The organism is Providencia sp. UF-183 (genome assembly GCF_058246155.1).
Genome location: NZ_JBSICD010000003.1, coordinates 110,188 through 129,935, shown reverse-complemented (window position 1 = coordinate 129,935; position 19,748 = coordinate 110,188). Strand labels below are relative to the sequence as shown.

Below are 19,748 nucleotides of genomic sequence, written 5' to 3'. Positions count from 1 at the left end.
TTAAATGCGCCGAGCGTTATTTATTTACCATCCAAATATCTCCCCCCATTTCTTTCTCATTTTTAGGCATAAAAAAGCCCACCCAATTGGGCAGGCTCAGGATAACTTCAATAAAAATGGAAATGCTTACTTAGCGGTTAAATCTACTTGGTAGATAGCGAAGCCAATTTCATCAGTGCCCACTTTTTTCATTGGATACTGTGCATTTTCTTTAATAAAGTTAGCTGCTTTTTCACTTGGTGCAGTTTCAAAGCGAACATCCAGTTTTTTGTCTGTCTTAATTGGTGTAAATGACCAGTTATTTGCCGCTTTAGTCGAAATCTCACCTTTTTCTTTAGACACTTTCGCAATGTAAGCCGCTAAAATTGAACGGTTTTCATCTGGGGAAGCAAATGCAACATTGTTATCACCTGTCCCTGCGAATTTACCGCCGTAACCACGGTAGTTGTTGGTTGCCACTAAGAAAGTCGCTTTCGGATCAATCGGCTTACCTTGGTAAGTGACATTTTTGATTCGGTTAGCATCTTTATTTACGGTTTGGCAATCAACATCATATTTTGCTGGCTGAGTCAGGTCGATTTGGTAATCCACGCCGCTAATTGTGTCGAAGTTATACGTTCTGAAACCGCTCCAATTCAATAAGCTTTGTGGTGCCGTTGATTGTGGGTCGATTTGGTTATACATACCCGCAGAACATTCTAACCATTCAACAACATCCGCGCCCGTTGCTTTAACGACAACCAATGTATTTGGGTACAGGTAAAGGTCCGCCGCATTACGGAACGTTAAATCACCTTTTTCAACTTCAATAAATTCTGTTGGTGAGTTCTTACGACCACCCGCTTTAAACGGTGCCGCCGCGGCTAATACAGGTAAATCAGCCAGATCAGGGTCACCTTGAATGAAGTTTTTGGTGTAGTCGATTTGTGCATCATTAACGATTTGTACAGTAGGATCGCTTTGCACCAGTGCTAAGAAGCTGTACATATTTTCAGAAGCTTTACCAATATGTTTACCCACAAACTTACGAGTATCTTGGTGCTCTTTTTCGATGATTTTCGCTAAGTCGCCATCACGTTCAACAAGGGCTTTTTTATTTGGCTTGTCATAAACCGGACGTGCATGAGCCGTTGCATCAACCACTTTCCATGCACCGTCATCATTGCTTACCACTAAATCGACAACCCCTAGGTGGTCACCCCATTGACCAGGCATGACAGCAGGAACACCATTGACGGTTCCTTTCGCAATATCAACACCTTTGATATCACTAAAGTCTTTGCTTGGGAATACACCGTGTGAGTGACCAAACATGATTGCATCAATTCCCGGAACTTCACTGAGGTAATACACGGAGTTTTCCGCCATTGCCTTGTAAGGTTCTTGAGAGAAGCCTGAGTGAGGAATTGCAACAACTAAGTCAGCGCCCTCTTTTTTCATTTGCGGTACAAATTTTTTCGCCGTTTCAGTAATGTCGTTAACTAAAACTTTACCCTCTAAATTTGGTTTATCCCAAATAAGAATCTGTGGTGGAACGAAACCGATGTAGCCCACTTTAATTGTATGTGTTTTTCCATCTCTATCTTTAACTGGAGTATCTACAATAATGTATGGGTTGAAGTAGTTTTTACCGGTTTTTGCATCAATAATATTGGCATTGATATAAGGGAATTTTGCCCCATCAATGGCTTTATGCAGGAAATCTAATCCAAAGTTAAACTCATGGTTACCAAAGTTACCTACGGTATAACCCATTGTATTCAATAGTTTGTGTGCTGGGTGAGATTCGCCATCTTTTAGGCCTTCACCAACAATATAGTCAGCCAGTGGGCTACCTTGGATTAAGTCTCCGTTATCCACGAGTACGGAGTTAGTGGCCTCTTGTTTTGCGGCTTTAATTAAAGTCGCAGTACGAACATAACCAAATTGTTCAGTTGGTTTATCTCTATAATAGTCGAAGTCTACAAGGTTACTGTGAACGTCTGATGTTTCCATAACACGTAAATCAACCGTTGCTGCGTTCGCATTAAATGCGACTAACATAGCAAGTGTCGAGAGCTTCAATACTTTATTCATTAGATCCCCTTAGTTGCCTTTATTGAGAGAAAGTTGCCTCTCGAATCCGCATACACACCTTATGCCATTGAACAAATAACCAACAAAAATGGCATTAAAATTTTACACTATGTGCATGACATCAATTTTTAATGATAATACACTGCAAACAGTAACCATTTTCTGTGACTAAATCACGGTTTTCATCTTTTTATCGAGTCTGATTTTTATATCTGTCACAAAAATGAATTATTCATGACAAATTCACGCCAAATAACTGAAATTATTTTTTTTATGTTTTGTGAATAATTTTCGTAGGAAAAAAAGAATTGTGATTTATATCACTTAACATTAGAGAATTTATTTAACTCAAATTTTTTGCTTTATAAATATGCTTATTATTTTATTTTTAATTAATATAAATTTAATTTAAGTGATAAAGGATGATTATTTAAACATGAAAACTAAAACTCTATTTTTTATTACATGCGCACCTTTTTCTAAATAATTCGAGTTGTGGCAAGGCGGCTGAATGAAGCCAACGCAGCCACAACTTGAAGTATGACGAAAAAATGAGAAGCCGAGTGAAGCCAACACCGCCACAGCGCAAATTAGGACGAAAATAGCCAAGCCGCGCCACGCACCCCGCTCGAATCTCCATGCACCGCTTTACGAATAGGTGTATCGCATTCACGCCCAAATACCCATTGACGAATTCGCGCTGGCAGTTCTTCATACAAGCAATCCACATTGCTCATGCCGCCCCCTAACACGATGACATCTGGGTCGAGCATATTGATCGCTTGCCCTAACGCTTTAGCTAATCGATTCAAATAATTATCCAGCGCTATTTTGGCAAATCTATCTCCTTCTTGCGCCAGTTTAACGATATCTGTGCCGATTTTTTTCTCACCTGATAACTTTGCGTAATCGGCCATAAAACCTGTTCCTGAGACGAACAGCTCTGTGCAACCCGTTAAGCCGCAATAGCAGTGTTCGTTTGATAAGAATTTCCTGTCACAATCATCTTGCCAAGGTAATGGGTTATGCCCCCATTCCCCTGCGACGCCATTTCCACCTGAATGCACTTGGCCATCGAGTGCAATACCTGCACCACAGCCTGTTCCGATTATCACTGCGAAAACGACCTTTTTCCCTGCACCTGCACCATCTACCGCTTCAGATACAGCTAAGCAGTTGGCATCGTTAGCAATTTTAACGCCACGCCCTAATAACTTGCTTAAATCGGCATCAAAAAACTGCCCATTCAGCCATGTTGAGTTGGCATTTTTCACTTTTCCAGTCACAGGAGATAAAGTTCCTGGGATCCCAACCCCTACGCTGCCCGTTTGCCCTGTTGCGGTTTCTGCGTCATTCACTAAACCGGCGATAGCATTGAGTGTTGCAATATAGTCACCTTTAGGTGTTGAAACACGCTGACGAAATAAGGTTTCACCATCGTCATCTAATGCAATCACTTCAATTTTCGTGCCACCAAGGTCAATTCCTATTCTCATTGCGCTGCTCTCTTTGATTTTATTGTTTATCTTCCCATCATGACCTGCCTAGGGCGCTTTTTTCAAGTATAAGAGATAAAAACTGAGGGATCACTTAACTTCCTTAATAGGCACCTTAGGCTAAATATATTTTTTTCGCTTAATAACCGACAATTCGTTATCATAGCCCCCTGCTCTAACTGGCTATTTATCAACAAAGGTAGGTTTTTCATGTGGTTCAAGAATATATTGGTCTATCGCCTGAATCGGGATTTGGCACTCTCTGCAGATGATCTGGAAAAACAACTTGCCGCACTTGCCTATCACCCTTGTGGCAGCCAAGACATGATGCAAACAGGTTGGGTCGCGCCGATGAACGGTGCCGATGCCTTAACCCATGCAGCTGGCAACCAAATTCTAATTTGCGCTAAAAAAGAAGAAAAAATGCTGCCATCTCCTGTCATCAAGCAAGAAGTACAGGACAAAATTGAAAAACTAGAAGCAGACCAAGGCCGCAAACTTAAAAAAACTGAAAAAGACGCCTTAAAAGATGAGGTCGTGCACACCTTATTGCCTCGTGCATTCAGTAAATTTAGCAAAACCTATATTTGGATTGATACCGTCAATCAACTCATTATTGTGGATGCGGCAAGCGCGAAACGTGCTGAAGATAATCTAGCCTTATTACGCAAGAGTTTAGGCTCCCTGCCTGTCGTTCCTCTCACATTCAAAGACCCAATTGAACTCACTCTCACCGAGTGGATCCGTTCAGGCTCACTTCCTCAAGGCTTTGCGGTGATGGATGAAGCGGAGCTAAAAGCTATCTTAGAAGAAGGCGGAATTATTCGCTGTAAGAAGCAAGATCTGATCTCTGATGAAATTGCGACCCATATTGAAGCAGGTAAGCTCGTCACGAAGCTTGCTTTAGATTGGGAAGAGCGTATCCAATTTATGTTATCTGATGATGGTTCGCTAAAAAGACTTAAATTCAGTGATACATTAAAAGACCAAAACGACGATATCGCTAAAGAAGATTATGCGCAAAAATTTGATGCAGATTATGTGCTAATGACAAGCGAACTGAGCGCCTTAATCGCTCGCTTAATTGATGTTCTGGGTGGCGAAGCAGAACACTAACACATCTTGAATTTCCTTCCTTATCTCACGATGGCAACTTACCAAAAAGTAAGTTGCCATTTCTTTTTAGACCTCGCCTGCATAGCCACAATTAAGTCATTGACTGGTTGTGAAATCTCTGGTTGATTAAATTACAACCCTGTAACAAATTTACGTTAGTTTGAAATTTGTTAAATAAAAATAATAAATAGCAGCCTCCATTATTGGAGTTTTGGTCAATATTCTATCGAAGGAATAGTCATGAAAGAGCTTATCGAACCTGAAGTGGATGAAAATTCATTAGTGACCTTACAAAAAGTCACTGCGGATAACTTCTCTGAAATCTGCCTACTTAGTCATACATTGAGTGAGGCGCAGCGTAATATGGTCGCTGACAATGCTTACTCTATGGTAGAGGCGCAATTTTCAGACTGTGCGTGGTACAGAGGGATTTATGCAGATGATACGCCTGTTGGGTTCATTATGCTGCATTCTGGGTTAGATGATGACGAACTCGAATATGATGGCATTATGCTATGGCGCTTCATGATAGCAGAACCTTATCAAAAGTTAGGCTTTGGCCGCGAAGCATTAATCCAAGTTATACGTTATCTAAAAAAGAAAGGTTACCCACGACTCTATAATAGCTGCGGTGAGGGGGAAGAAAGCCCATTTGAGTTTTATAAAAAGCTGGGGTTTATTCCGACTGGCGGATATATCGATGATGAATGTGAGCTAGTTTTAGATATTGCGAACTGGCAAGACGAATAGCCTAAAAACCCCTAGCCCTATATTTAAGTCATAGCTAGGGGGTTCTAGTGCAGCCAACAACACTGCGGCAAAAATTTTCTCATCCATCAATACGCCAAGATACCCTAAATAATTTGTGTTGCAGCTAGGCGACAACCGAACAGGCTCTAGGAGCATACTAAAGTATGTGGCTAGAGCCTGTGAGTACAGTCAACAACGCTGCGGCAAAAATCTATTTTATCAATCAATAACATGACCTATTATGCCGCCAATATACCCTAAATAATTTGTGTTGCAGCTAGGCGACAATCGAACAGGCTCTAGGAGCATACTAAAGTATGTGACTAGAGCCTGTGAGTGCAGTCAACAACGCTGCGGCGCAAAGTATGACGGGTATCTCGGGTATCCGTTATTTTTGGATAAGATAACGTATAGTCGGCCCATCTTGCTGGATATCCAAAACCGTATAGCCATAGTTTTTTGCATCTAACGGAATATTATTAATTGATTGTGGGCAATCACTTACCACTTCTAATATTTCGCCGCTTTTTAGGGATGGCATCGCTTCCAATGTTGCTACCGCTGGATATGGGCAAGGTTCCCCGACCATATCTAAACGGTAATCAGGAATAATGTCTTTTTTACTCATATTGCCTCCATTGATGCTTGTGTCGATTTTTGTGTACGTTTGCGGAAAAAATGTTTTTCCCAAACTAACATCAGCACAAACGCCACTGCTAATAATGCATACGTCACCAACAAGCCGCCTTGTGGCCCAAAGGTTTCGAGTAAATTCACTTTGTCAAAATCGGTTGCTAACCAAGGGCCTAAATCATCCCAATAATAAGCTAGGATGGTTGCGCCAATAATATTCCCAAAACCAACCCACCAATAATGAACCTGCCCTTCCACTGCGCGGTACATCCAACCCGTTTCACAGCCACCAGCAAGGACTATACCAAAACCAAAGAGTAAGCCACCAATCACGGCATTTGGGCCTGCCCATAAAATTTTAGGTGTCGCACCTAACTGGACATAACTAAAGATACCGATCGCACTGACTGCCATCCCAATAATGATGGCTTTAGCCATATGGGTACGGCCCGTGATCCACAAATCGCGAAAAGCGGAGGTAAAACAAATCTGAGCACGCTCAATTAATAAACCAAAGCCAATTCCGCAGAGGATAGCAAAGCCCATCACTGGAGAGTCAAGTAAGGTATAAAAACCCCACGCCAATGCGAGGGTGAAAATAACCATTCCTAACTTAAAGCGTCGTTTTGCCACATCATGATTTTGCGTTAACGGAGATGCCGCACTGACTTTTTTCAGTTTGACAGGGATCCTAAACATTGGCATCAATGTGAACTTAGCACCAAAATATGACCCTGCCGCAGTCGCAACAGCGAAATACCATGCGTGTAGAGAAAATTGAGGGATCCCAGTAAAGAATGCCGCTAAATTACATCCCATCGCTAAGCGCGCACCAAACCCTGCAATAATACCGCCAAGAATGGCTTGGAAAATGCGAATACGGTGTTGAGGCATACGTAATTTAATATTATTTGCCCAAAGTGCAGCAGCAAAGCAACCAGCAAACATACCGATAATCATGACACCATCAATACGATCTAGAGGTGTGCCTTCAAAGCCAATCACTTTGAAATAACCCCAAGTTTCTGGATGAGCACCAAACAGCTGCATAATGTGCCCTCCCCAGCGAGTAAATTCGCCAGTAACAGCCCAAAATGTGCCCGTTAAACCGAAATAGTAGGTTGATAAAATACCTGCGGCAATTACTGCGGGTAAAGGCTTCCAAAAACCGATGAGATAGTGAGATTTGAAATCAGACCAAGTCATTGTAACATCCAATTGATTCACGCCAGATCCTGGCAGAGAAATTCGCCGTTGTATAATTATCTTTATAATCTGTTATATCGATGCCCCACAGCGAAGTGGAAATATCATACGCTGATATTTTTTTTCGTGAAGTCCTTTTGTATAGAACTGAAGGATATATTGATTTTATGCATAGTAGGATGTTGTGAACGCTGATTTATTATACATTTATTGAACTCTTCAAATTATGTATAAAAAACACACTCATTACGTAGCACAATGTACCAATAAAAAAAAAGCGTTATCTTAATGATAACGCTGGAAATGTAGTCTTATTTTATCTATAGAGGAGTATAATATGAAATTGCCGTTTCCGGCTTCGCTTGCTATGCGTAGTCTGTAGTCAGCCCATTTGACTCCAGTAATAACATTCACGTTAACTTAAAAACACAATATCTTATCTGAGTTACCCAATTACGTAATTATATCTATTTTTAATATAAAGCCTGATTTTTCACTTATTCAAAAATAATACTGAAAATCAAAACTGGCTTTATTAGGTCCCTAGTATTAATCAATTTTAAAAATAAATAACTCGATATAATAAAGTGTTTAAAAGTGTTTCTAAATGTTATTGATTGCATTATAACCCAAGACTTAGGTTGCGCAAGTGTTTTTTCGTTTAACTTAAAAAGTACAAGAAAAACCAAAAATATAATTAAAATCAAAAAGTTATCATTTTACAGCAAAATAAAACACCTATTGTTAAGATATTACAAACTATTTACATTTATACGTATTTATTTCTAATTTGCTATTTGATTTATATTTAAATTAAATATATTTATATAATTTTATTTTTCCTATTATGAGCAAAGCTTATTTAACTCACTCTCAAAAAGACATTTTCATTAAAAACCTTTATAAAGTTTTTATTTTTTGTCTGAAAAAAAATAATCATTTTTTTATTTCAGTTACCATACTCTTTCTGTGAATTTTAAATTTTCTCATAAAAAACAATCATCTTGTCGATATTTTTACCTTTAAAATTATCCATATAATTTCCATGGTAATATTATTATCTTGCCAAAATAGTGATAATTAACAAAACCATTCAAACATAATGGTTTATTTTTGGTTATGTTTTTTCGATTCAATAGCATCAAAAATAGTTAAATATCCGCTATTTCAAGCTGTATTAAGCTGCATTTTTAATAAAAAATTGCATTTAAAAAAAGAAGCTGAGCTTATATTTACGTTAAAAACGTAGCCTTAAAACGCGGCTTTACTCAACTCTTCTATTTCGATTTAGAGAAAAAACACCAATAAAACATCAGTTATCTTAATGTTAATTTTGATTTATTGCCTTATATTAGCACTCAATACCCCTTATAAGAGTATTGAGTATGTAATTCAGACGTCCACCTTCAAATGAATACCAATAAAAAGCGTGAAAATAGGATAAAAATCTATTAATAATGATTAAATCATACAAATAAATATAACATTATGCAGGATAGATAACATAGGGCGGAAAAATCAGACAGCTACAGTGTTAATTTTTGTTGCGATTTGATTTTATTAATAAAAAAACGCGCTTTACCATTAAAGATAAAACGCGTTATGTCGGCTTTTGCTGTTAACACTGACTATTTAGAGGTCGTTGCTTCCATCCCAACTAAGCCAATTTTCAAATACCCTGACTGACGTAATGCATTCATCACATCCATCATCGTTTCATAATCAACGCTTTTATCCGCTTGGAAGAAAATCGTTGTTTCTTTATTTGAACTTGTTGCTTGATCAAGAGTTACGGAAAGCTGTTCTTTCGACACCGCTTGATCGCCAATAAAGAGTTGACTATCAGCTTTAACCGTTAAGAACACGGGTTTTTCTGGCCGTGGCTGTGGCTTCGCGGTTGAGGCAGGTAAGTCGACTTTAATATCAACTGTAGCCAATGGTGCCGCGACCATAAAGATAATCAATAGAACCAACATCACATCGATAAACGGTGTCACGTTAATTTCATGCATTTCACCGCTATCATCTTGTTCGTCACCTAAACGCATTGCCATAATAATTACCTTGCTTTGCTATTTGCCAGATCAAGATCACGCCCTAATAATAACGCAGACTGTGCAGCCACATCCCCTACCTGACCACGGTAGTTATTAATCATTCTGGCGAAAATGTTATAAATTACAACCGCCGGGATCGCAGCGATAAGGCCAATTGCCGTTGCAAGAAGTGCTTCTGCAATACCCGGTGCGACGACCGCTAAGTTAGTCGTTTGCGAATGGGCAATCCCGATAAAGCTATTCATGATACCCCATACCGTTCCAAACAAACCGACAAAGGGAGAAATCGCACCGATAGTCGCTAAATAACCATTACCACGGCCCATATATCGGCTGATTGCAGCGACGGCTCTTTCAAGACGGAATGACGTACGCTCTTTTGTACCAGACAAATCGGTGCTGTTCGCAGATAACGCTCTTTCTGTTACCGCTTCATTAAGCAGCATGCGTGTAATACTGTTTCCTTTGAAACCTTCTGCAATTTTCACGGCTTCATCAAGTGATTTCACGTCAGCAATCGCATTGGTTTCGTCTTTTAAACGGCGACGTGCGACTAAAATTTCGAGACCTTTAGAGAAGAAGAGTGCCCATGTAATGACAGATGCAATGACCAAGCCTATCATTACTGTCTTCACCACATTATCCGCATTTTGGTACATCCCCCAAACGGATAAGTCCTGATCAAAGCCGCCTGTTGGGACTTCAGTTGCAATTTCAATATTTTCATTCACAACGGCAGTATTTACTGCGGGCTCAGAAGATACGGGAGCAGCTTCAATATTTGGTGTTGTAGTTGGAGCCGCAGGTGTCGATGGTGTATTTTGAGACGCAGCGGGTGTTGTTGCAGGTGTAGTTTCAGCGACTGCCGTGCCCATCAAGCCGAACGCCAATAGAATAGAAGCTGTTAGTTTACGCATCAGTTGGCCTTTACTCTCTTTTTAGTGTTGTATAAAAAAATTCATATCGATGATTGTGCCATTCATCGACTAACCTTTAAAAGCGAAATTTAACTCGCGCTGTTCGTCTCTTTTAAAAAAGACGGTGCTGATGATATCAAAGACAGCGCGAATTGATAGTAATTATCATTAGTATTCACGAATTTTTTCATTTTTTTTGTTCTTAGACAATGAAGTCCACGTCTATTACACGGGTATTTCTTCTTTATTCTTATTAATACAACGAAGGCATTTGGTAGATAAATGCAACCTCCCTTCTCCTATATCGATGGAACTAATTGAACTTTGTAATACTGAAGAAAACTCAAGTTACATTTCCCTGCGAATGCTTTAACTTCATAGTATCCACGCCTTTGGGTAGGCTAAATTTAAAATGATAAAGGAAAGCGCATGGCAAACACAAAACCAGAAACCCAGTTAGTGCACATTGGTCGAAACCCTAAATTTACACAAAAAGGCGTGAACCCTGTAATTCAACGGGCATCTTCTATCATCTTCGATACACTTGAAGAAAAACGTCATGCAACGCGACACCGTGCTAATGGTGTACTTTTTTACGGTCGCCGAGGTACACAAACCCATTTTGCCTTTCAAGAAGCCATGACTGAATTAGAAGGTGGGGCAGGCTCTGTACTTTACCCATCAGGTGCTGCCGCCATCACCAATGCAATCTTATCGTTTATTTCTGCAGGCGAGCATATCCTCGTCACGGGCTCAGCTTATGACCCAACCCAGAATTTTTGCGACCATATTTTAACTAAGCTAAATGTTGAAACCACCTATTTTGATCCATTAATTGGTGAAGGCATCGCAGACTTAATTCAGCCGAATACGCGTATTGTTTTTTTAGAATCCCCTGGATCAATCACGATGGAAGTCCATGATTTACCAGCTATCGTGAAAGCCGTACGTAATAAATCACCTGATATCATTATTATGATTGATAATACATGGGCGGCAGGTGTGTTACTCAAACCATTATTGTTCGATGTGGATATTTCCATACAATCTGCCACGAAATACATTAATGGGCATTCTGATGGCATGTTAGGCGTCGCGGTAGCAAATGAGCGCTGTATCGAAACCTTACGTGAAAATTCGTATCTCCTGGGGCAAACTGCAGATCCTGATACCGTTTATATGGCCAATCGAGGATTACATACCTTAGCCACTCGATTAAAACAGCACCAAGAAAACAGTATACAAGTGGCAAACTGGCTGCAATCTCGCCCTGAAGTGGAACACGTTTTCCATCCTGCCTTGCCAACTTCACCTGGTCATGCGTTTTTTATCCGTGATTTTTCAGGCTGTAATGGCTTATTTTCTTTCCAACTTAAGTCACGCCTATCCGCTGAACAATTCGCTGCTTTTATCGAAAATTTAGCGCATTTTAAAATGGGGTATTCATGGGGTGGGTTTGAATCACTGATTTTGGGTTATCAGAAAGAAGATTTAATCAGTATGAGACAATATGATTTTAATCCAAATGAAGGGACATTTTTCCGCGTGCATATTGGCCTTGAGCATCCACAAGATTTAATTGATGATTTGCAATTGGCCTTTGAACGGATTTAAAGGTTAGGGAGCCAAATTGCAGAAAATACGAGATATTTTCTGCAATTTATTGATTGATGAGCGAATACCCCCAAACAAATCAAACCCAATCTTATTTTTTCCTGTAATATAAATAAAGAAATTCGCATTTAGACAAATACAGGAATGATTATGGAAGTCCTACGCGAAATCGTATTGGCACTTTGGGATCACGATTTCCTAAAACTCTCCAACCCCGAAGTACTTTGGGTTATTTATACCGTACTTTTTGTTGTTATCGTTTTAGAAAATGGGGTTCTTCCCGCAGCTTTTCTGCCTGGAGATACCTTGTTGATCCTTTCTGGCGCATTAATCGCCAAAGGTGTTTTACACTTTATTCCAACCATTTTATTACTTGCTACAGCGGCGAGTCTGGGTTGCTGGTTAGGCTTTATGCAAGGTAGATGGCTCAGTGAAACCAAAATGGTCAAGCGTTGGCTAGCCCAAATTCCTGAGGAATATCATACAAAAGCAAACAATATGTTTAATAAGCAAGGTTTATACGCTCTGCTTATTGGCCGTTTTTTAGCCTTTGTTCGTACCCTATTACCGTTACTGGCAGGGCTGTCCGAATTGAGCCACCGCCGCTTTCAGTTTTTCAACTGGCTAAGTGGGCTTCTATGGGTTGGTATTATTGTTTCTTTAGGTTATGCCTTGAACCAAATTCCTTTTGTGAAAGAGCATGAGCAAGTTGTCATTAGCGCGTTAATGATCATTCCTGTTATCTTATTAATCAGTGGGTTGATTGGTTCCATTGTGATGTATTGGAAACACCGCAAAGCATTAAGTGGTAATAAAGAGAACTAATATTTATGGCCGCAACATTGCGGCCATAAGCATCATTTTTCCATCAAAATACTCACCGCAGAAAACAAATATTGCCCTATTTCCGCTGTCATCCAAGTTCCTTGGGATATTTTAGGCTCTTCCCGATAAATCGTACGGATCCTTTCCTGAAGTTCTGGGTCACCACCCGTAAATTGATTAAACATATCTAACCATACACGAGCCAATGATTGTACTTCAGGGGAATCTGGAGATTTATGTATTTTTAATGCGTTATTCAGACCTGCAATAAGTTCAGGCCAAACTTGCCCTGCAGAAAAATAATGTTGGCGCACAAATGCAAACTGTTCTTCTGTTAAATGAGGCCTAAATAGCGCTAATTGATACTCACTAAACCCCTGCGCAACAAATTGGATCATAGATTCAGTAATACCTGATGAATTCGCTAACGCATTATCAGTTAAATGAATTTTATTCAGCCTTGCAAAGAAATCAGGGTTGCCTCCCGTGTCTCTTTCCAATGCAGTCATCCATTCATGGCTGAGCCGTTGTGCTTCAATCGATTGAGGCATTACACCTTGTTGCATTAACTCGCTCACCGCCAGCACTCGTTGTTGCCATTCTTGGTTTTTCAACGTATGAGCCGTATATAGCGGTAATTGTTCTAGCTCTTGCGGTGTAAAATATTTATCAAACATCGTCATCATCTCCAATACAGAGAACCAATCAGTCTGAGTTAAGGGATCGCCCACTTGCATTTGCTTTTGGAGTTGCTCCAACCGAAAACGCAATGTTGCTATTTGCTGCATTTGTTCGGTTAACAAAGCAATCCGTTCTTGCAGAAGGCTTGCCATATCCCCACTCTGACCATCCAGTATTTCACCGATGTTTTTCAGTTTGACTCCAACTTGGCGCAGCAATTGAATCTGAGTTAAACGTTCAATGCACTGCATATTATAGAGCCTGTAACCTGCATCGGTTCTTGCAGTTGGAAGCAATAAGCCAATTTCCTCATAATGATGAAGCGTTCGGATGGTTAATCCTGTTTTTTCCGCAATTTCACCCACTTGAAATAGCATAGTTCCTCCTGTAAGTGCGACTGAGGTTACGACCTCACGTAACGTGAGAGTCAATGGGCATTTTGCATTTTTTTAATTTTTTGCGCCACAGCCTTTCAAGCAATATATGACAAAAAAAGCCCCAGTCGGCAGATTACCGCTGGGGCTCAATTCAATACACGTTAATTACTTAATCAACGCGTGCATCTCTTGGACTGAAATCACTTTTTCAGTTGGGTCTGCACTCAGTGACATTGTGGTTGCAAAACCACCGTTTAACGTCGTGTCATAGTGAACTTTATACTGCAATGCACTGCGACGGATAAGCTTCGAGTCTTCTATCGCCTGGCGCCCTGCGGTTGTATTCACGATATAATCATATTCACCATTTTTAATTCTATCCTGAATATGTGGGCGACCTTCGTGCACCTTGTTGACTAAGCGCGGGTTAATCCCTGCTTCACCAAGGACAATCGCTGTACCATGTGTAGCATCTAACTCAAAGCCGTGTTTTAGCAATTTCGCCGCTAAATCCACAACGCGAGTTTTGTCACCGTCACGTACTGATAAAAGCGCACGACCCGATTTTTTCATGGTTGAGCTGCTACCTAACATCGCCTTAGCAAACGCTTCTGCAAATGTACGACCAACCCCCATGACCTCACCCGTTGAACGCATTTCAGGGCCAAGAATTGGGTCAACACCTTGGAACTTGTTAAATGGCAGAACCACTTCTTTGACTGAATAGTAAGGTGGAATGACTTCTTTCGTCACACCTTGTTGAGTCAATGTTTGACCAACCATGACACGGGCAGCGACTTTCGCTAAAGGCACACCTGTTGCTTTTGACACAAACGGTACAGTTCGTGCCGCACGTGGGTTCACTTCAATCAAATACACTTCGTTGTTTTTAACCGCGAATTGGACGTTCATTAAGCCGCGCACACGTAGTTCGAATGCTAAGCTGCGAACTTGCTCACGCATGACATCCTGAATTTCTTGGCTAAGTGTATAAGCGGGCAATGAGCATGCAGAGTCACCCGAGTGAACGCCCGCTTGCTCGATATGCTCCATGATCCCGCCAATCAGCACCATTTCGCCATCACAAATTGCGTCGACATCCACCTCAACGGCGTCATCTAAGAAGCGGTCAAGCAGCACTGGCGCATCATTAGAAACACTGACTGCGGTTTGGAAATAACGGCGCAGGTCGATTTCATCATTCACGATTTCCATCGCACGACCACCAAGAACGTAAGATGGACGAACAACCAGCGGGTAACCAATACTTGCTGCTTTTTCAACAGCTTGTTCAATCGCTGTTACCGTCGCATTTTGCGGCTGTTTTAGGTTCAAACGATTAACCGCTTGTTGGAAACGTTCACGGTCTTCTGCACGGTCAATTGCATCTGGACTCGTTCCAATTACGGGAACACCCGCGGCCTCAAGCGCACGCGCCAATTTAAGTGGAGTTTGGCCGCCATACTGCACAATCACCCCTTTTGGCTGCTCAATACGCACAATTTCGAGTACATCTTCGAGGGTAACAGGTTCGAAGTAGAGACGGTCAGATGTGTCGTAATCCGTTGAAACGGTTTCTGGGTTACAGTTAACCATGATGGTTTCATAACCATCTTCACGTAATGCAAGTGAGGCATGCACACAGCAGTAGTCAAACTCAATCCCTTGACCAATACGGTTCGGCCCACCACCTAGTACCATCACTTTTGGTTTATCGTGGTTTGGATTTGATTCACACTCATCTTCATACGTGGAGTACATATAAGCCGTGTCTGTTGCAAACTCAGCCGCACAGGTATCAACACGCTTATAAACTGGGTGTAAATCATAGCCTTGACGTAATTTACGTAATTCGGCCTCTGATACACCGACTAAGCTCGCTAAACGTGCATCCGCAAATCCTTTGCGTTTTAATACGCGTAAGAAATCTTTGCTTAAGCCATTGATACCTAGCTCTGCAACTTCTTCCTCTAGGCGAACCAACTCCTCAATTTGCACTAAGAACCAGCGGTCAATATTGGTTAGGTTAAAAACGCCATCAACGGACAAACCGGCGCGGAATGCATCGGCAACAAACCAAATTCGCTCTGCACCCGCATCTTTTAATTCACGGCGAATGCGAGTGAGTGCTTCAGGATCATCTTGTTCAACTTTTGGATCAAAGCCTGTGGCGCCCACTTCTAAGCCACGTAACGCTTTTTGCATCGATTCTTGGAAAGTACGACCAATCGCCATCACTTCACCCACCGATTTCATTTGCGTGGTTAAACGATCGTTGGTGCCTGCAAATTTCTCAAAGTTAAAGCGCGGGATTTTAGTCACAACATAGTCGATGGAAGGCTCAAATGAAGCAGGTGTACGTCCACCAGTGATGTCATTCATCAGTTCATCGAGGGTGTAACCGACGGCTAGTTTCGCCGCAATCTTCGCGATTGGGAAGCCTGTCGCTTTAGAAGCCAGTGCTGACGAACGAGAAACCCGTGGGTTCATTTCAATAACAATTAAGCGCCCATCTTTCGGGTTAACTGAAAACTGAACGTTTGAACCGCCTGTCTCGACACCGATTTCACGCAACACCGCCATCGAGGCATCGCGCATAATTTGGTATTCTTTATCGGTCAGAGTTTGCGCTGGAGCGACAGTAATGGAGTCCCCCGTGTGGATCCCCATGGCGTCAAAGTTTTCAATTGAGCAGACAATAATGCAGTTGTCATTTTTATCGCGGACAACTTCCATTTCGTACTCTTTCCAACCAATCAATGACTCATCGATTAATAATTCGTTGGTTGGTGATAAATCTAAACCACGCGTACAAATTTCTTCAAACTCTTCGCGATTATACGCAATACCACCACCCGTACCGCCCATGGTAAATGATGGACGAATGATACATGGGAAACCCACGTCATCTGCAACGGCGTAGGCTTCTTCCATGTTATGGGCAATACCTGAGCGCGCAGTACCTAAACCAATTTTTTTCATTGCTTTATCAAAGCGTTGACGGTCTTCTGCTTTATCAATGGCATCTGCTGTTGCGCCAATCATGGTAACGCCAAACTCAGCAAGAACCCCTTTACGCTCCAGTTCAAGCGCACAGTTTAGTGCTGTTTGGCCACCCATTGTCGGTAAAACCGCATCAGGGCGTTCTTTTTCGATAATTTTACGCACCACTTCCCAATGAATTGGTTCGATATAGGTTGCGTCGGCCATTTCTGGGTCAGTCATAATCGTTGCAGGATTAGAGTTAACTAAAATGACGCGATAGCCTTCTTCACGTAAGGCTTTACAAGCTTGAGCACCTGAGTAATCAAACTCACATGCCTGACCGATAACAATCGGGCCCGCACCTAAAATCAGAATGCTTTTTATGTCTGTACGCTTTGCCATGATTTGCTCCCGATTATTGTGCGTTTTGACTTGGTGTGGTTTGACGATATTCGTTAATCAAATCAATGAAATGATCGAACAAACTTGCTGCATCATGTGGACCAGAACTTGCCTCTGGGTGTCCTTGGAAACTAAATGCAGGTTTATCCGTGCGATGAATACCCTGTAAAGTTCCATCAAACAGAGATTTGTGTGTCACACGCAATGTATCGGGTAATGTTGACTCATCAACCGCGAAACCGTGGTTTTGTGCCGTGATCATAACGACATCGTTATCTAAATCTTTAACTGGATGGTTTGCACCGTGATGGCCAAATTTCATTTTCAGCGTGTTTGCACCACTTGCTAAAGCCAATAACTGGTGCCCTAAGCAGATGCCAAAAACAGGAATATCTGTCGTTAAGAAGGTTTTAATCGCATTGATTGCATAATCACACGGGGCTGGGTCACCAGGGCCATTGGACAGGAAAATGCCGTCTGGATTCATCGCAAGCACCGTTTCTGCTGGTGTTGTCGCAGGGACAACCGTTAGCTGGCAACCACGATCAACTAACATACGCAGAATATTGCGTTTTGCGCCGAAATCATATGCGACAACATGAAGTGGCAGCTCTTCCGGCGATTTTGCACCTTGTTGCCCATCTTCTAACGTCCATGAGCCTTGAGTCCAGCTATATGCTTCTTTGGTACACACTTCTTTTGCCAAATCTAACCCATTAAGGCCGGAGAAATGGCGGGCCTTTTCTAGCGCTAATGCCACGTCAGGGTTATCCCCCGCAATAATGCACCCATTCTGCGCCCCTTTTTCTCTCAACAAACGGGTCAATTTACGTGTATCGATATCTGCGATTGCCACAACGTTGTGACGTTTCAGATACTCAGATAGCCCTTCTTGCCCGCGAAAGTTACTGTAAACCAATGGTAAGTCACGAATGATTAGGCCTTGTGCATGAACATTTGGAGATTCTTCGTCATCAGCATTAGTGCCGACATTACCAATATGGGGATAGGTGAGAGTAACAATTTGGCGGGAATAGGAAGGGTCTGTAATTATTTCTTGATATCCGGTCATTGACGTGTTGAAAACGACTTCTCCAACTGCGGCCCCTTCAGCACCGATGGCACGCCCGTGGAATTGGGTTCCGTCTTCCAGAACCAATATAGCTGACTTAATCAAAACACCCTCCGGAGAATAATAAATCACGTTTTTTGCATATTAATTCAGATTTTGCGATCTAAATCAATGCCAAAATGAGTTTTTAAGCAAATTTTTGGCAAATTGCGCGCATTCTAATGATGAGATAGGGTCTTGTCTAGAAAAAAATGCATTTTTTACACTTTTATCTTACTTTTATAGCGATCAACCCTAATTTAATCCACGTGACTACCATAATTGATAGCCAATATGAACAAGTAAACGGTTGCTAAGTAAGATAACTGTATATTTGATAATAACGCAGCTTAGATTGAGATTAAAGGGAAATTAACACGAGGAAAAGTCAGTTAAATCGAGGAAAGCAACTATAAAAAATGATTTAATATAAAATAATAATCAAAATCATTATAAACCAATAAATTATAATTATAAAATTGATTTATAATGATTTTTTTAAATTTAAAAACTAAATATCATCAAGGCAAAGTACGTCTTTCATATCATATAACCCAGATTTTTTGGCAAAAACCCAAGAAGAAGCCTTAATAGCGCCATTTGCAAATGTCATGCGGCTCGATGCCTTGTGTGTGATCTCCACGCGTTCACCGATATCAGCGAACATCGCAGTGTGTTCACCAACAATATCTCCAGCACGAATTGTTGCAAAACCGATAGTGCCTGCTTCACGCTCACCAGTGTAACCCTCACGACTATAGACTGCGCAGTCTTTTAGATCTTTCCCTAATGCACCCGCGATAGATTCACCCATTGCTAATGCCGTACCCGATGGCGCATCAACTTTATGACGATGGTGAGCTTCCACGATTTCAATATCCGTATACGTTCCCATCACTTTTGCTGCTTTTTCGAGTAATTTAAGCACCAAGTTAACACCAACACTAAAGTTGGCAGCGAAAACAATTGGGATGACTTTTGCTGCATCAGCAATGGCTTGTTTACCTTGTTCGTCAAAACCTGTTGTCCCGATAACCATCCCTTTTTGGTTTGCTTTACAAAATGCCAAATAATGCAGAGTGCCTTCGGGCCGAGTGAAATCGATAACAACATCAAAATCATCAACGACTTTATCAAGGGAGTCCGTAATATAAACGCCTAACTTGCCAACCCCCGCGAGCTCGCCTGCATCCACGCCAATCAGTGAGGAACCTTCTCGCTCAATAGCAGCGCCTAATTGAATGCCATCTTGTTGTTGTGCAGCTTGAATTAACTGCCGCCCCATACGACCACCTGAGCCGACAATAGCAACACGTACCACTGAATTTACCATGGTTCATCCTTTTTCATTATTGATGCAACTGACTAAATTTAAACTGTTATCCCAAACGAATATCAATTTTTTCGCGGGAAATTTAACTCATTATTGCGTTACAGATTAACCATCATAGTGAGATTCTGCCAGTATTAATCGACAGTTATTAACAAAAACGTAGAGCACA

14 protein-coding genes are annotated in these 19,748 nt (G+C 41.3%); 4 read left to right on the top strand and 10 right to left on the bottom strand.

Features of this window, described 5'->3' with window-relative positions:
• Positions 1–126: 126 nt before the first annotated feature.
• Complete coding sequence (locus tag AC4IFT_RS03525) at positions 127–2,076, bottom strand: bifunctional 2',3'-cyclic-nucleotide 2'-phosphodiesterase/3'-nucleotidase (protein ID WP_490750641.1); 1,950 nt, start codon at positions 2,074–2,076, stop codon at positions 127–129.
• Positions 2,077–2,666: 590 nt separating this feature from the next.
• A complete protein-coding gene (gene mak, locus AC4IFT_RS03520; RefSeq protein WP_490750640.1) occupies positions 2,667–3,572 on the bottom strand; it encodes a fructokinase in 906 nt (301 codons plus the stop codon).
• Between the two features lie 210 nt (positions 3,573–3,782).
• Here mak and rdgC point away from each other — a divergent pair, with 210 nt between their 5' ends.
• Positions 3,783–4,688 (top strand): recombination-associated protein RdgC, encoded by a 906-nt coding sequence (gene rdgC, locus AC4IFT_RS03515; RefSeq protein WP_430255761.1) that lies wholly within the window; start codon positions 3,783–3,785, stop codon positions 4,686–4,688.
• A gap of 240 nt (positions 4,689–4,928) precedes the next feature.
• Complete coding sequence (locus tag AC4IFT_RS03510) at positions 4,929–5,438, top strand: GNAT family N-acetyltransferase (protein WP_490731686.1); 510 nt, start codon at positions 4,929–4,931, stop codon at positions 5,436–5,438.
• Between the two features lie 388 nt (positions 5,439–5,826).
• Here AC4IFT_RS03510 and yedF read toward each other — a convergent pair whose 3' ends face one another.
• The 4 genes from yedF to exbB all read right to left on the bottom strand — a co-directional run bounded on the left by yedF (position 5,827) and on the right by exbB (position 10,251).
• Entirely contained in the window at positions 5,827–6,066 is a 240-nt protein-coding gene (gene yedF, locus AC4IFT_RS03505) for a sulfurtransferase-like selenium metabolism protein YedF (protein ID WP_353244313.1), read from the bottom strand.
• Positions 6,063–7,277 carry a selenium metabolism membrane protein YedE/FdhT gene (gene yedE / locus AC4IFT_RS03500; protein ID WP_273804520.1) on the bottom strand — a complete coding sequence of 405 codons (1,215 nt, stop codon included), beginning with the start codon at positions 7,275–7,277 and terminating at the stop codon, positions 6,063–6,065. Before yedE ends, yedF begins: the two co-directional genes overlap by 4 nt.
• 1,628 nt (positions 7,278–8,905) lie before the next feature.
• A complete protein-coding gene (exbD, locus tag AC4IFT_RS03495) occupies positions 8,906–9,331 on the bottom strand; it encodes a TonB system transport protein ExbD (RefSeq protein WP_490731683.1) in 426 nt (141 codons plus the stop codon).
• 5 nt (positions 9,332–9,336) lie between these two features.
• The gene (gene exbB / locus AC4IFT_RS03490; RefSeq protein WP_490750639.1) at positions 9,337–10,251 is read right to left on the bottom strand and encodes a tonB-system energizer ExbB; all 915 of its coding nucleotides are present in this window, start codon (positions 10,249–10,251) and stop codon (positions 9,337–9,339) included.
• A 429-nt stretch (positions 10,252–10,680) separates the two neighbouring features.
• Between exbB and metC the strand changes: the two genes are divergently transcribed.
• Together metC and AC4IFT_RS03480 are read left to right on the top strand one after the other, a co-directional pair.
• Positions 10,681–11,865 carry a cystathionine beta-lyase gene (metC, locus tag AC4IFT_RS03485; RefSeq protein WP_490731679.1) on the top strand — a complete coding sequence of 395 codons (1,185 nt, stop codon included), beginning with the start codon at positions 10,681–10,683 and terminating at the stop codon, positions 11,863–11,865.
• A gap of 150 nt (positions 11,866–12,015) precedes the next feature.
• Entirely contained in the window at positions 12,016–12,690 is a 675-nt protein-coding gene (locus AC4IFT_RS03480) for a DedA family protein (protein WP_490731677.1), read from the top strand.
• Positions 12,691–12,722: 32 nt separating this feature from the next.
• Here the strand turns inward: AC4IFT_RS03480 and AC4IFT_RS03475 are convergent, their stop codons facing one another.
• From AC4IFT_RS03475 to dapB, 4 genes are all read right to left on the bottom strand, one after another.
• Positions 12,723–13,748, bottom strand: a complete 1,026-nt coding sequence (locus tag AC4IFT_RS03475; RefSeq protein ID WP_490750638.1) for a MerR family transcriptional regulator — start codon at positions 13,746–13,748, stop codon at positions 12,723–12,725.
• Positions 13,749–13,913: 165 nt separating this feature from the next.
• A complete protein-coding gene (carB, locus tag AC4IFT_RS03470) occupies positions 13,914–17,135 on the bottom strand; it encodes a carbamoyl-phosphate synthase large subunit (RefSeq protein ID WP_490750637.1) in 3,222 nt (1,073 codons plus the stop codon).
• A 13-nt stretch (positions 17,136–17,148) separates the two neighbouring features.
• Positions 17,149–18,312, bottom strand: a complete 1,164-nt coding sequence (carA, locus tag AC4IFT_RS03465; RefSeq protein WP_490750636.1) for a glutamine-hydrolyzing carbamoyl-phosphate synthase small subunit — start codon at positions 18,310–18,312, stop codon at positions 17,149–17,151.
• Positions 18,313–18,757: 445 nt separating this feature from the next.
• Complete coding sequence (gene dapB, locus AC4IFT_RS03460) at positions 18,758–19,579, bottom strand: 4-hydroxy-tetrahydrodipicolinate reductase (protein WP_490750635.1); 822 nt, start codon at positions 19,577–19,579, stop codon at positions 18,758–18,760.
• Between the last annotated feature and the right edge of the window lie 169 nt (positions 19,580–19,748).

Coding starts and splice junctions, on each gene's coding strand:
- AC4IFT_RS03525 (WP_490750641.1), bottom strand. CDS start 2,076: ATGAATAAAGTATTGAAGCTCTCGACACTTGCTATGTTAGTCGCATTT.
- mak (WP_490750640.1), bottom strand. CDS start 3,572: ATGAGAATAGGAATTGACCTTGGTGGCACGAAAATTGAAGTGATTGCA.
- rdgC (WP_430255761.1), top strand. CDS start 3,783: ATGTGGTTCAAGAATATATTGGTCTATCGCCTGAATCGGGATTTGGCA.
- AC4IFT_RS03510 (WP_490731686.1), top strand. CDS start 4,929: ATGAAAGAGCTTATCGAACCTGAAGTGGATGAAAATTCATTAGTGACC.
- yedF (WP_353244313.1), bottom strand. CDS start 6,066: ATGAGTAAAAAAGACATTATTCCTGATTACCGTTTAGATATGGTCGGG.
- yedE (WP_273804520.1), bottom strand. CDS start 7,277: ATGACTTGGTCTGATTTCAAATCTCACTATCTCATCGGTTTTTGGAAG.
- exbD (WP_490731683.1), bottom strand. CDS start 9,331: ATGGCAATGCGTTTAGGTGACGAACAAGATGATAGCGGTGAAATGCAT.
- exbB (WP_490750639.1), bottom strand. CDS start 10,251: ATGCGTAAACTAACAGCTTCTATTCTATTGGCGTTCGGCTTGATGGGC.
- metC (WP_490731679.1), top strand. CDS start 10,681: ATGGCAAACACAAAACCAGAAACCCAGTTAGTGCACATTGGTCGAAAC.
- AC4IFT_RS03480 (WP_490731677.1), top strand. CDS start 12,016: ATGGAAGTCCTACGCGAAATCGTATTGGCACTTTGGGATCACGATTTC.
- AC4IFT_RS03475 (WP_490750638.1), bottom strand. CDS start 13,748: ATGCTATTTCAAGTGGGTGAAATTGCGGAAAAAACAGGATTAACCATC.
- carB (WP_490750637.1), bottom strand. CDS start 17,135: ATGGCAAAGCGTACAGACATAAAAAGCATTCTGATTTTAGGTGCGGGC.
- dapB (WP_490750635.1), bottom strand. CDS start 19,579: ATGGTAAATTCAGTGGTACGTGTTGCTATTGTCGGCTCAGGTGGTCGT.